The organism is Pseudomonas sp. BIGb0278, from assembly GCF_024809895.1.
Lineage (GTDB): Bacteria > Pseudomonadota > Gammaproteobacteria > Pseudomonadales > Pseudomonadaceae > Aquipseudomonas > Aquipseudomonas shirazensis.
In genome coordinates, this window is record NZ_JANUEL010000003.1 from 542,541 (window position 1) to 555,576 (window position 13,036).

The window sequence follows — 13,036 nt, forward strand, 5'->3', positions numbered from 1 at the left end:
CTGCAATGAACACAGCTTTTCAGGGGTTCGCCGCCAGATCCCTGCCTGTTCCACAATTATTTACGTTTGAGCCTGCTCAGGAACATCTGTCGGTAATACGAGTCGGTTATTCCAGTAACTGCTCGTCGATCCGCGACGAACAGGTGGGGATTGCCTGTTGATCTTGCCTGGTTCACGCCCTAAAGTGCGCGCCGAACGTCCATGCTGGAAACGATCCATCCGGCTCAAGTACTGACGACGAGACAGCAGGCGCAACCATGCGGTTGGCCTTTTTGCTTTCGGCGACATGCCTTGGGAAGTAGGCGAACCAAAGTGGGGATACGGAGGGCGTTCAGTTTGCAGCCACTTTCTTTTTCAGTTTGCCCATGGAGTCCTTGAGCATGTCGATCCAAGTCGAAGATTATTTCGCACGTGACACCTTCCAGAAGATGAAGGCGTTCGCCGACAAGCAGGAAACCCCGTTTGTGGTCATCGATACGCAGATGATCAGCAAGGCCTATGACGACCTGCGCGCCGGTTTCGAGTTCGCCAAGGTCTACTACGCAGTCAAGGCCAACCCAGCGGTCGAGATCATCGACCTGCTCAAGGACAAAGGCTCGAACTTCGACATCGCCTCGATCTACGAGCTGGACAAGGTCATGAACCAGGGCGTCAGCCCGGACCGCATCAGCTACGGCAACACCATCAAGAAGTCCAAGGACATCCGCTACTTCTTCGACAAGGGTGTGCGCCTGTACGCGACCGACTCCGAAGCCGACCTGCGCAACATCGCCAAGGCTGCGCCGGGTTCCAAGGTCTACGTGCGCATTCTCACCGAAGGCTCGACCACTGCCGACTGGCCGCTGTCGCGCAAGTTCGGCTGCCAGACCGACATGGCCATGGACCTGCTGATCCTTGCCCGTGACCTGGGCCTGGTGCCTTACGGCATCTCCTTCCACGTCGGCTCGCAGCAGCGCGATATCAGCGTCTGGGACGCCGCCATCGCCAAGGTCAAAGTGATCTTCGAGCGCCTGAAGGAAGAAGACGGCATTGTTCTCAAGCTGATCAACATGGGTGGCGGCTTCCCGGCCAACTACATCACCCGGACCAACAGCCTGGAGACTTACGCTGAAGAAATCATCCGCTTCCTCAAGGAAGACTTCGGCGACGACCTGCCGGAAATCATCCTCGAGCCGGGCCGTTCGCTGATTGCCAACGCCGGTATTCTGGTCAGCGAAGTGGTGTTGGTTGCGCGCAAGTCGCGTACCGCGGTCGAGCGTTGGGTGTACACCGACGTGGGCAAGTTCTCCGGCCTGATCGAAACCATGGACGAGTCGATCAAGTTCCCGATCTGGACCGAGAAGAAAGGCGAGATGGAAGAAGTGGTGATTGCAGGGCCTACCTGTGACAGCGCCGACATCATGTACGAGCACTACAAGTATGGCCTGCCGCTGAATCTGGCCATCGGTGACCGCCTGTACTGGCTGTCGACCGGCGCCTACACCACCAGCTACAGCGCAGTGGAGTTCAATGGTTTCCCACCGTTGAAAGCTTACTACCTGTAAATCATGAACGGGGCCGCAAGGCCCCGTTTTTGTATGTAAACGCAGCGCTTTGCTAGCCCAGCTCCCGCTGGCGCAGCTCCTGCGCAAACACTGCCGCCTCATCAGCCAGCAACCGTCCAGCACCTTGCAGAGTCAGCACTGCACTGCGCAGGAAGTTGACGTTGCCTTGCACCCGCGCACGCGCCAGCCAAGGCCGCGCCTCGCCCAACTGGCCACGCTCGATCAGCACCATGGCCAGGCTGAACATACCGCGGAAATCCCCAGCCTCGGCCGAGCGCTTATACCAGCGAAACGCCCGCGCTGGGCTGGCAGGGCCGGCGATGCCTTGTTCCAGGTAACGCCCATAGAGGTTCATCGATTTGGCGTGGCCCAGATGTGCAGCCTTCTCGTAGCAGGCCAGCGCCAGCTTCTGGTCAAGCTCGACACCGCGCCCGGTGGCCAGCAGGTTGCCCAGGTTGTACCAGCCCCAGTCCAGCCCCTGCGCGGCTGCGCGCTGGTACTGCACTGCTGCGCCAGGCAGGTCGGCCGGCCCGCCCCAGGCGTGCTCCAGGCAGCGCCCAAGCATGTTGTGCGCCATGCCGCTGCCGGCGCGGATGGCAATGCTGAACCATCGCCGCGCCAGCTGCGGATCCTGCTCGATGCCGCGGCCATCGAGCAGGATCTGGCCCAGCAACAACTGCGCCTCACTGACGCCCTGCCCGGCCGCTGCCAGGATCGCTTGGGCGGCCTTAGCGGGGCTGGCTTCGAGCATGGCTCGCAGCGCTGTGACATCCACGACCTCATCGCGGCGCAACGTATAGGACATGTTCAGACCTCTGCCCAGCGCCGCAGCAAGTTGTGATAGGTGCCGGTCAGTTGCAGCAGTGAAGGGTGATCGGGCAGGTCAGCACTGAGCTGCTGAATGGCATTGTCCATCTCGAACAGCAGCGCCCGCTGGCTGTCTTCACGGACCAGGCTCTGAGTCCAGAAGAACGCCGCGTAGCGCTCACCGCGAGTGACCGGGTTGACCTTGTGCAGGCTGGTGCCGGGGTACAGCACCATGTGGCCTGCGGCCAGCTTGATCTGCTGCGTGCCATAGGTGTCCTGAATCACCAGTTCGCCGCCGTCATAGCTGTCCGGGTCACTGAGAAACAGCGTCGCTGACAGGTCGGTGCGCACTCGCTCGGCGCTGCCCTTGGGCTGGCGCAGGGCATTGTCGATGTGAAAGCCGAAGTTGCCACCCTCGCGATAACAGTTGATCAACGGCGGGAACACCTTGTGCGGCAGGGCCGCAGACATGAACTGCGGGGTCTGCCAAAGACGCTCGATGAGGGCGCTGCCGATTTCCTTGGCCAATGGATGCGCCTCTGGCAGCTGCAGGTTGTGTTTGGCCTTGGCCGATTGGTGGCCTGCGGTGACCTTGCCATCGGCCCAATCTGCCTGCGCCAGCGCTTCACGAATCCGCAAGAGTTCATCGGCGGCGAACAGGCTAGGGATGTGCAGCAGCATGGAAATGGACCGGGTCGGGACTAGGGCGCCAATGATATTGATTCCCTTTTACTCACGGCAAGCCCTTTCGCCAGGCCCTGACGAATGAGACCGGAGAAAATGCAGGGTTAAATTGTAAAGAATGTAAATTTGTACCGAATGGTAATATTTCTCAATTGTGACTTACAATTGCTTACATTACTCTTCGCGTCCTTCACACCTTGGGGAAGGTCATAAAAAAATGCGCCACGTGCCGTCTGCTGTAAGTTCACCACGCCTGCTCGCCTCAGCCATTGGCGTTGCCATCAGTGCTTCGTCTGCCTATGCCGCAGAGCCCGCAGCCATCACGCTCGACGCGACCAGCGTCAACGGCAAGGCAGAACAGGCCGCAACCGAGTACAAGGTCGACAAAGCCTCGTCGCCCAAGTACACCGCGCCGCTGGTGGACACCCCGCGCTCGGTAACCGTGATCCCGCAGCAGGTGATCAAGGAAACCAACGCGCTGAGCTTGCAAGACGCCCTGCGCACCGTCCCGGGGATTACCTTCGGTGCCGGCGAAGGCGGCAACCCCCAAGGTGACCGGCCGTTCATCCGCGGCTTCGATGCCCAGGGTGATACCTACCTGGACGGCGTGCGCGACACTGGCGCGCAAACTCGGGAGATCTTCGCTGTTGAATCGGTGGAAGTGGCCAAAGGGCCGAACTCGGCTGTTGGCGGGCGTGGCGCCGCCGGCGGCACCATCAACCTGGTGAGCAAGCGCGCGCACCTGGGCAACTCGCTGGACGGTGCCTGGACCTGGGGCAGTGACCAGACCCAGCGTTACACCCTGGATGGCAACTACCAATTCAGTGACAGTGTTGCCGGGCGCCTCAACCTGATGACCCACGAGAGCAACGTCGCTGGCCGCGACAAGGTCAATTACGACCGCTGGGGGATCGCCCCGTCGCTGGCGTTTGGCCTGGGCACGCCAACCCGGGTCAACCTTGACTACTACCACCTGGAAAGCGACGATCTGCCGGACTCGGGAATCCCCTATTCGATCCCGACCGCGGGCAGCAACGCGCGCACCTCGGCCCACCCGAGCAAACCGGATGACGGTGGCGACAGCGACAACTTCTACGGCCTGACCGGGCGTGATTTTCGCAAGAGCCGGGTCGACATCGCCACCTTCGCGATCGAGCATGACCTGACCGACGCGCTGACCATCAAGAACACCCTGCGTCATGGCAACAGCATGCAGGACTACATCCTCACGCAGCCCGACGACAGCAAGGGCAACGTCAACAACGGCAGCGTCTGGCGCCGCGCCAACACCCGAGTTGGCAACACCGCTACCACAACCAACCAAACCGATCTGTTTGGCGAGTTCTACCTGGGCGGCATGAAGAACAGCTTCTCCACCGGCATTGAGCTGAGCCGGGAAGAAAGCCAGCGCTCGTCTTACAACGTCAATACCAACACCGGCGGCGCAACAGCATCTACCTGCACCCCGGGCCTGATCGGCCCTAACAGCGGCTACAACTGCACCTCCCTGAGCAATCCCAACCCGGACGATCCGTGGAACGGCGCCATCGCGCGCAACTATGCTGGCACTGACACCAAGAGCAACACCCGCGCGCTGTATGTGTTCGACACCCTTGAGCTGACGCCACAGTGGCTGCTCAACATGGGCCTGCGCTATGACCACTTCGACACCCAGTACCGCGGCTATACCGCCTCTGGCGCTACCGCCGTCAACAGCAAGGGCGTTGCATCCAAGGGCAGTGACACCAGCGAGTTCATCACTGGCCAACTGGGCCTGGTGTGGAAGCCCGCCGAGAACGGCAGCATCTACGTTTCCTACGCCACCTCGGCAACCCCACCCGGCGCGCAGTTGGGCGAAGGCTCCGAAGGCAACCCGCTGGGCAACACCACCGACCGCGCCGGCAACCTGTTGGCCAGCGACATGGAGCCGGAAGAAACCACCAACTACGAACTCGGTACCAAGTGGGATCTGCTCGACGAGCGCCTGTCGCTGACCGCCGCTGTATTCCGCACCGAGAAGGAAAACGCCCGCGTTCAGGTCAACACCACCACCTACGAAAACATCGGCGAGACCCGCGTGCAGGGCGTCGAACTGTCGGCCAGTGGCAAGCTCACCGACAAATGGCAGGTGTTCGCCGGTTACACCTACATGCAGGCCCGCCAGATCGACGGCGGCGCGCTGGGTGCGGTCAACGACGGCAATCAATTGCCGAATACGCCGAACAACAGTGCCAGCCTGTGGACCACCTACGCCCTTACGCCAAAGCTGACCGTGGGTGGCGGCGCCTTCTACATGGATGATGTGTACGGCAACATAGCCAACACCACCATGGTCGACAGTTATGTGCGCTATGACGCAATGGCTGCGTACAAGCTGAGCAAGAACGTCGATCTGCAGTTGAACGTACAAAACCTCACCAACGAGGTGTACTACGACAAGGCGTTTTCTACTCACTTCGCCAACCAGGCAGCCGGACGCACAGCGTTGCTGACCACCAGCTTCCATTTCTGACGCAGCAATCGCCAAGCCCCGCTCACGCCAGTGAGCGGGGCTTTCGCGTAGCAAGGCATAATGTCCGCCGGTTGAGTTTGCGCGGCAAGACAAGGTGATCGACGTGCTGAAGAAGTCGCTGTTTCAATTGCACTGGTTGTTTGGCATCACGGCCGGGCTGGTCTTGGCATTGATGGGTACCACCGGGGCGATCTGGTCGTTTCAGGAAGAACTGCTGCGCCTGTTCGATGCCGATGTGCTCAAGGTGCAGGTGCGCGCCGAAGGCGTGCTGCCACCGGCAGAGCTGGTGCGGCGGGTCGAGGCGGCGCACGGCGACAAGGTCGCGATGCTGCGGGTCGACACCCGCGAGGGCAATGCCGCACGAATCTTCTTCACCGCGCCACCCGGCCAGCGCCGCGGTGAGATGCGCTATGCCGACCCCTACACCGGCGGGATCAAAGGCGAGGTCTCCGGCCAAGGCTTCTTCGACCTGATGCTCAGCCTGCACCGGTTTCTCGCCATGGGCGAAAGCGGCCGGCAGATCACCGGTGCCTGCACCTTGATGCTGATCTTCTTCTGCCTGTCAGGCCTGTATCTACGCTGGCCCCGCAAAGCGCTGAACTGGCGCACCTGGCTGACCCTGGACTGGGCGAAGAAGGGCCGTGCGTTCAATTGGGACCTGCACGCCGTGTTCGGCACCTGGTGCCTGCTGTTCTATCTGCTGTTTGCGTTGACCGGTCTGTCATGGTCGTACGAATGGTACAGCCGCGGGCTGAACAAGCTGCTCGGCGACGCCCCGGCTGCGGGCCAGCAGCACAAGCGTGGCGAAGGCGGTGGCCGCCGTGGCCCGCAGTCGGTCAACCAAAAGGCCCCGCCGCTGCGGGTCGACTACGACGCCATCTGGAGCAACCTGCAGGCTGCGGCAGGGCCCGGCCTGACTGGCTACAACCTGCGCCTGCCGCCGGTTGGCGGGCAGCCGGCGACGCTGTTCTATCTGCTGGACGATGCCGATCACGAACGCGCCTTTGACACCGTCACCCTCGACCCGGCTACCGGCACGTTCACGCGCATCGAGCGTTATGCCGACAAGTCGCTCAGTGCTCAACTGCTGCAAAGCATCTATGCCCTGCACGTGGGTAGCTATTTCGGCTTGCCCGGGCGGATCATCTTTACCATCGCCAGCCTGTGCATGCCGCTGTTCTTCATCACCGGCTGGCTGCTGTACCTCGACCGCCGGCGCAAGCAACGCCAGATCCGCGTGGCCCGTGGCAGTGTCGACAGCACCACGTCGGCAGGTGACAGCTGGTTGATTGGTTTTGCCAGCCAGAGCGGCCTCGCCGAGCAATTGGCCTGGCAGAGCGCCGGCCAGCTCCAGGCGGCAGGCCTGTCGGTGCAAGTACGCGCCTTGGCCGAGCTGGGTGAGGATGACCTGCGCCAGGCACGCCGGGCGCTGTTTGTAGTCAGCACCTTTGGCGATGGCGAGGCACCCGACAGCGCCCGTGGTTTCGAGCGCAAGATACTCGGCCAGGCGTGGCCGCTGGAGCATCTGGATTATGCCCTGCTCGCCTTGGGCGATCGCCAGTATCAATACTTCTGTGGCTTTGCCCGGCGCTTGCAGGCATGGCTTGCCGAGCGCGGCGCCAGCACTGCATTCAGCCCGGTCGAAGTCGACAACGCCGACCCGGCCGCGCTCCAGCACTGGCAGCAGCAACTGGCGCAGTTGACCGGCGCCAGCGTCGTCAGCGCCTGGCAAGCGCCCGCCTTCAACAGCTGGACCCTGACCGCGCGCAGGCTGCTCAATCCTGGTAGCCAGGGCCAGCCGGTGTACCTGCTCGACCTGCAATCCGAGCAGACGGTGCGCTGGGATGCAGGCGACCTGGTTGAGGTATTGCCGCGCAATGCCGCCGCCCAGGTTCAAGCGTTTATTCAAGGCCTGGGCTTGAATCTGGATACCCCAGTGCAACTTGAAGGTTCGCGCGAAACTCTGGGTCAGGCACTGGGCAGTCGGCAATTGCCGGTCAGCCGCGAGCATCTGGTCGGCCTGCACGCGCAGGCGGTTATCGATGCGCTGGTGCCGCTCGGCACGCGTGAATACTCGATCGCATCGATTGCCAGCGATGGCGTGCTGCAGCTGATTGTGCGCCAGCATCGGCACACTGACGGCAGCCTTGGCCTAGGCTCAGGCTGGCTGACTGAGGTGCTGCCCCTGCAAGGCTCGCTGAGCCTGCGCCTGCGCCGCAACAGCAGTTTCCACCTGCCACTGGCCCCAGCACCGATGCTGCTGATCGGCAACGGCACCGGGCTGGCCGGACTGCGCAGCTTGCTCAAGGCACGTATCAGTGAAGGTGAACCGCGCAACTGGCTGCTGTTCGGTGAGCGCAATCGCGCCAGCGATCTGCTCTGCGCCGATGAACTGCAAGGCTGGCTGGCGCGCGGTGAGCTGCGCAAGCTGGACCTGGCGTTCTCGCGTGATCAGGCTGAAAAGGTCTATGTCCAGGACTTGCTGCTGGCGCAGGCCGACGAGGTGCGCCGCTGGGTCGCCGACGGCGCCTGCATCTATGTTTGCGGCAGCCTGCAGGGCATGGCCGCGGCAGTCGACGCGGCGCTCAGGGGCATCCTCGGCGAGGCCATGCTGCAACAGCTGGTAGAAGACGGTCGCTACCGACGCGACGTGTACTGAGTCGGTTGAACGGCCGGAGTGCTATGCCCCGGCCGGCAACGCTCAATGCAGGTCGAAGGTATCGGCATCCAGGTTGGCCGGGAAACGGCTGCGGTACGCCGCCAGTTCCGCCGCGCGCAGCTCGACGGTGAATACGCCGTCCGCTTCGCCGGCACTGAGCAGGCTCTCGCCCTGGAAATCCAGCACCTGGCTGTCGCCTGAGTAGGCAAAGCCTTTGCCGTCGGTGCCGACCCGGTTGACCGCCGCCACGAAGCACAGGTTCTCGATCGCCCGCGCCGGCAACAGCCGGTTCCAGTGCAGCCGCCGCGCTGCCGGCCAGTTGGCGGTGTACAGCAGTAGGTCAGTGTCATGGGCATCGCGGCTCCATACCGGGAAGCGCAGGTCGTAGCAGATCAATGGGCGGACCCGCCAACCCTTCAGCTCGAACTGCACCTGGCGCTCGCCCGGGGTGTAGTGCTTGTGCTCGCCGGCCATACGGAACAGGTGGCGCTTGTCGTAGTGCAGGATTTCACCGTCCGGGCGCGCCCACAGCAGCCGGTTACGGTGGCTGCCGTCAGCGGCCTGGACGATCACGCTGCCGGTGATTACTGCGTTGAGCTTCTTCGCCTGGGCCTTGAGCCACTTGGCGGTCGGGCCGTTCTCGGGCTCGGCGAGGCGCTCGGACTCCATCGAAAAGCCGGTGGTGAACATCTCTGGCAAAATCACCAGGTCAGGGCTGCCGACTTGCTTGAGCAACTCTTCGAAATGGGCGTAGTTGGCCTCGCGGTCATGCCAGGCCAGCGTGGTCTGCACCATGGCAATTTTCAGGTTGGGCAGTGCGGTCAGATCGCGCATAGTTTCTCCGCTGCCTGCTGCAGCGTCTCCTCTCGTTTGGCAAAGCACAGGCGGATCAAGCGTTGCTGCGGGACTGGCGTCTGGTAGAACACCGACACCGGAATACTCGCCACGCCATGCTCGCGGGTCAGCCACAGGGCCATGTCGACATCGTTCAGATCAGGGCGGATGGCGCTGTAGTCGACCAACTGGAAGTAGGTGCCTGGGGTACGCTTGAAGCTGAAGCGTGAGCTATGCAACAGATCGCAGAACAGATCGCGCTTGGCCTGATAGAAGCCCGGCAACTGCTCGATGTGCTCAGGGTGTTCGGCCATGAAGTCTGCCAGCGCGCACTGCAGCGGCGTCACTGCGCAGAAGTTGACGTACTGGTGTACCTTGCGCAGCTCGGCGCTCAATTGCGGGGGCGCGATCACGTAGCCGGTCTTCCAACCAGTGACGTGGTAGGTCTTGCCGAACGAGCTGATGACGAAGGCGCGCTGATAGAGCTGTTCATGAGCCAGCACGCTGGCATGCGCCACGCCGTCGTAGATCAGGTGCTCGTACACTTCATCGCTGACCAGGTAGATATCGCGGTCGGCAATCAATCCCGCCAGCTGGTCGAGATCGGCACGGCTGATCAAAGCTCCGCTGGGGTTGTGCGGCGAATTGAGCACGACCATGCGCGTGCGCGCCGTGAGGGCATCGCTGAAGCGTTGCCAGTCGATGGCAAAATCGTCGTTGCTCAGCGGCACATGCACGCAGCGCCCGCCGGCCAACTCTACCGAAGGCTCGTAGCTGTCGTAGCACGGGTCGAAAACGATTACCTCGTCGCCCGGATTGATCACTGCCTGGATCGCGCAGAAGATCGCCTCGGTGGCGCCTGGCGTGATGGTGATTTCCTGCTCGACATCCACGCTAACCCCATACAGCCGAGCCACCTTCGCAGCTACTTGCTGGCGCAGGGCCGGCAGGCCGGTCATGGGCGCGTATTGATTGTGCCCGGCGGCCACGTGCCGGCCTACGGCATCCAACAGCGCCTGCGGGCCGTTGAAGTCGGGGAAGCCTTGGGACAGGTTGAGCGCGCCGGTTTGCACGGCCAGCTGCGACATGGTGGTAAAGATGGTCGTGCCGACGTTCGGCAGTTTGCTGCGGATCATGAAGCCCTCTTTCCTGGGGGTATCCGGCACGGACTGGAGTCCGAGCATAGCGGATCGAGCAATCAGGAAAAAGGTTGAAACAATACACTGATGCAACAGGGGCCGCGCAGCAGCCCCGGTGCAGGGTTAGGCCAGAATCAGCGCTTGTCTTTGCGCTTCTTCTCGGCCTTCTTGTGGTGCGACATCAAGCGGCGCTTCTTGTTGACCTGGCGGTCGGTGAGGGTGTTCTTGTTACCCTCGTACGGGTTCTCGCCGCCTTTGTACTCGATGCGGATCGGCGTACCGACCAGCTTGAGCACGCGACGGTAAGTGTTCTCCAGGTAACGCGAGTACGAGCGTGGAATCTTCTCGGTCTGGTTCCCGTGGATCACGATAATCGGCGGGTTGGCGCCACCCAGGTGAGCGTAACGCAGCTTGATCCGGCGGCCATTGACCAACGGCGGCTGGTGGTCGCCGATAGCGTCTTCCAGAATCTGCGTCAGGCGGCTGGTCGGCCAGCGGGTGACCGCCGACTTGAACGCGGCCTGCACCGACTTGTACAGGTTGCCCACGCCGGTGCCGTGCAGCGCCGAGATGAAGTGGATGTCGGCGAAGTCGACGAAGAACAACCGGCGCTCAAGCTCGGTCTTGACGTAGTCGCGCTCGCCCGGCTGCATGCCATCCCACTTGTTCAGGGCAATGACGATGGCGCGGCCGGCCTCAAGGGCAAAGCCGAGCAGGTTGAGGTCGTGGTCGACCACACCTTCGCGGGCGTCCATGACAAAGATCACCACGTTGGCGTCTTTGATCGCCTGCAGGGTTTTCACCACCGAGAACTTTTCGACTTCCTCGTGGATCTTGCCGCGCTTGCGCACCCCGGCGGTGTCGATGAAGGTGTACTTGTCACCATCACGCTCGAACGGGATGTAGATACTGTCGCGAGTGGTGCCTGGCTCGTCATAGACCACCACGCGCTCTTCACCGAGCATGCGGTTGACCAGGGTCGACTTGCCCACGTTGGGACGGCCGATGATGGCGATCTTGATGCCGTCTTTTTCGCTCGGGCCTGGAATCCGAACGGCCTCTTCGCCTTCGGCAACTTCCTGGTCGAGTGCGTCTTCTTCCTGATCGCGCGGGATGTGCCCGAGCAGCTCTTCCATCAGGGCGTTGATACCGCGGCCCTGGGAGCCGGCGACCGGAATCGCGTTGCCCATGCCCAGCGGCGAGAACTCGGCACGTGCCAGGTCAGGATCGATGTGGTCGATCTTGTTGGCGACCAGCACCGCAGACTTGTTCCGCTTGCGCAGGTGGTCAGCGATCATCTGGTCGGCAGCGGTCATGCCGGCGCGGGCATCCACCAGGAACAGCACGTAGTCGGCCTCTTCGATGGCCATCAGCGACTGCTCGGCCATCTTCTCGTCCATGCCCACTTCGTCACCGGTGATACCGCCGGTGTCGATCAGGATGTACGAACGGCCCTGCCACATGGCATCGCCGTACTGGCGGTCACGGGTCAGGCCCGAGAGGTCGCCGACAATGGCGTCGCGGGTTTTGGTCAAGCGGTTGAACATGGTGGACTTGCCGACGTTCGGCCGCCCCACCAGGGCGATTACGGGAACCATACGGCTCTCCACTCTTGAATTCTTGAAAATGCAAAGGCCGCTGCAGAGCAGCGGCCGGAGTTCGCGCGGCGCATCATGCGCCACTGCTCGAAGCCTCACGGCTTCAAGCTTAGCCTCAGCGGATGGTCAATGCCTCGAGCTTGCCGCTGTTGCCGAAGACATAAATGGTGTCGCCGACCACCAAGGGGCGGGCGCGCAGGCCATCACTGTCAATACGCTCACGGCCAACGAAGCGACCATCGACCTGGCTCAGCAGGTGCAGGTAGCCTTCGAAGTCACCGACTGCGACGTAGCTGGAGAACACTTCAGGGGCGCTCAGCTGACGGCGCGCCATGGAATCGTTGCTCCACAGTGCGCTCGACGAACGCTCATCGACGCCTTCAACGGTGCCGGAAGCTTCGCTGACGTAGACGTTGCCAAAGCCCTGGGCGACACCGACGTAGCTGGACGCATCACGCTGCCACAGCACGCGGCCGCTTTCCAGATCCAGACCGGCAACCCGGCCCTGATAGGTACCGACGTACAGGGTACCACCAGACAGCAGCAAACCGCCGTCGATATCGACGACGCGTTCGAGTTCGGAGCGACCTTGCGGGATCGCGACGCGGCTTTCCCAGACCGGCACGCCGTTCTGGATGTCGACAGCAACAACCTTGCCGGTCGACAGGCCGGCAACGGCCATGCGATTGGTCACGATCGGTGCGCCAGTGCCACGCAGAGTCAGTACCGCTGGAGTGCTTTCGTAGATCCAGCGACGGTCGCCGGTCGCGGCGTCCAGACCAATCAGACGATCGTCCTGAGTCTGCACCACCACCACGTCACCGTTGTTGGCCGGCGGCGCCAGCACTTCGCTGGTCACGCGGGAGCGCCAGCGCTCCTCACCGGTGCTGCTGTCCAGGGCGATCACTTCACCTTTGAGGGTGCCGAGCATGACCAGGCCATAGCCGACGCCGACTGCGCCGGAGACCGGCAGGTCGAGGTCCTGTTTCCAGACGATGTCGCCGGTGTTGCGATCGAGCGCGAAGACTTCGCCGTTGACGTCGGAAGCGTAGATGCGGTCGTTTTCGATGGCCGGCACCAGGGTATTGTAGGTCTCACCCTGACCGTCACCGATCGAGCGGCTCCACTGCTTTTTCAGCACGACTTCTTCGGTGAACTTGGTAAGCTCGGCCGGAGGCAGTTCCTTCTTGCTGTTGCTGCTGCAACCCACGACCAGTACGGCCAGGCTCAGCACTGCTGCTTGTTTCCAACCGATCACG

At 62.4% G+C, this 13,036-nt stretch carries 9 protein-coding genes; 3 read left to right on the forward strand and 6 right to left on the reverse strand.

What is annotated here, in order from left to right:
- Positions 1-380 precede the first annotated feature (380 nt).
- Entirely contained in the window at positions 381-1,544 is a 1,164-nt protein-coding gene (locus M2396_RS15220) for a type III PLP-dependent enzyme (RefSeq protein ID WP_101316725.1), read from the forward strand.
- A gap of 52 nt (positions 1,545-1,596) precedes the next feature.
- Here M2396_RS15220 and M2396_RS15225 read toward each other — a convergent pair whose 3' ends face one another.
- Positions 1,597-2,349, reverse strand: coding sequence for a tetratricopeptide repeat protein (locus M2396_RS15225; RefSeq protein WP_188035437.1), 753 nt, complete (start codon positions 2,347-2,349; stop codon positions 1,597-1,599).
- A 2-nt stretch (positions 2,350-2,351) separates the two neighbouring features.
- Positions 2,352-3,032 (reverse strand): Fe2+-dependent dioxygenase, encoded by a 681-nt coding sequence (locus M2396_RS15230; RefSeq protein WP_103436124.1) that lies wholly within the window; start codon positions 3,030-3,032, stop codon positions 2,352-2,354.
- Positions 3,033-3,252: 220 nt separating this feature from the next.
- Here M2396_RS15230 and M2396_RS15235 point away from each other — a divergent pair, with 220 nt between their 5' ends.
- Positions 3,253-5,547, forward strand: a complete 2,295-nt coding sequence (locus M2396_RS15235) for a TonB-dependent siderophore receptor (protein ID WP_103436123.1) — start codon at positions 3,253-3,255, stop codon at positions 5,545-5,547.
- 103 nt (positions 5,548-5,650) lie between these two features.
- Complete coding sequence (locus M2396_RS15240; protein ID WP_259075794.1) at positions 5,651-8,206, forward strand: sulfite reductase flavoprotein subunit alpha; 2,556 nt, start codon at positions 5,651-5,653, stop codon at positions 8,204-8,206.
- A 42-nt stretch (positions 8,207-8,248) separates the two neighbouring features.
- On the opposite strand, the gene M2396_RS15245 is transcribed toward M2396_RS15240, so the two are convergent.
- The 4 genes from M2396_RS15245 to bamB all read right to left on the reverse strand — a co-directional run bounded on the left by M2396_RS15245 (position 8,249) and on the right by bamB (position 13,035).
- The gene (locus M2396_RS15245; protein WP_188035435.1) at positions 8,249-9,040 is read right to left on the reverse strand and encodes an amidohydrolase; all 792 of its coding nucleotides are present in this window, start codon (positions 9,038-9,040) and stop codon (positions 8,249-8,251) included.
- Positions 9,028-10,176 carry a pyridoxal phosphate-dependent aminotransferase gene (locus M2396_RS15250; protein ID WP_259075797.1) on the reverse strand — a complete coding sequence of 383 codons (1,149 nt, stop codon included), beginning with the start codon at positions 10,174-10,176 and terminating at the stop codon, positions 9,028-9,030. Before M2396_RS15250 ends, M2396_RS15245 begins: the two co-directional genes overlap by 13 nt.
- Positions 10,177-10,313: 137 nt before the next feature.
- Positions 10,314-11,777, reverse strand: a complete 1,464-nt coding sequence (der, locus tag M2396_RS15255; protein WP_103436120.1) for a ribosome biogenesis GTPase Der — start codon at positions 11,775-11,777, stop codon at positions 10,314-10,316.
- A 115-nt stretch (positions 11,778-11,892) separates the two neighbouring features.
- Positions 11,893-13,035 (reverse strand): outer membrane protein assembly factor BamB, encoded by a 1,143-nt coding sequence (bamB, locus tag M2396_RS15260; protein WP_207072425.1) that lies wholly within the window; start codon positions 13,033-13,035, stop codon positions 11,893-11,895.
- Position 13,036: the final 1 nt, after the last annotated feature.

Excerpts from the sequence above, each read along its gene's own strand:
- M2396_RS15220 (WP_101316725.1), top strand. The coding sequence starts at position 381 with ATGTCGATCCAAGTCGAAGATTATTTCGCACGTGACACCTTCCAGAAG.
- M2396_RS15225 (WP_188035437.1), bottom strand. The coding sequence starts at position 2,349 with ATGTCCTATACGTTGCGCCGCGATGAGGTCGTGGATGTCACAGCGCTG.
- M2396_RS15230 (WP_103436124.1), bottom strand. The coding sequence starts at position 3,032 with ATGCTGCTGCACATCCCTAGCCTGTTCGCCGCCGATGAACTCTTGCGG.
- M2396_RS15235 (WP_103436123.1), top strand. The coding sequence starts at position 3,253 with ATGCGCCACGTGCCGTCTGCTGTAAGTTCACCACGCCTGCTCGCCTCA.
- M2396_RS15245 (WP_188035435.1), bottom strand. The coding sequence starts at position 9,040 with ATGCGCGATCTGACCGCACTGCCCAACCTGAAAATTGCCATGGTGCAG.
- M2396_RS15250 (WP_259075797.1), bottom strand. The coding sequence starts at position 10,176 with ATGATCCGCAGCAAACTGCCGAACGTCGGCACGACCATCTTTACCACC.
- der (WP_103436120.1), bottom strand. The coding sequence starts at position 11,777 with ATGGTTCCCGTAATCGCCCTGGTGGGGCGGCCGAACGTCGGCAAGTCC.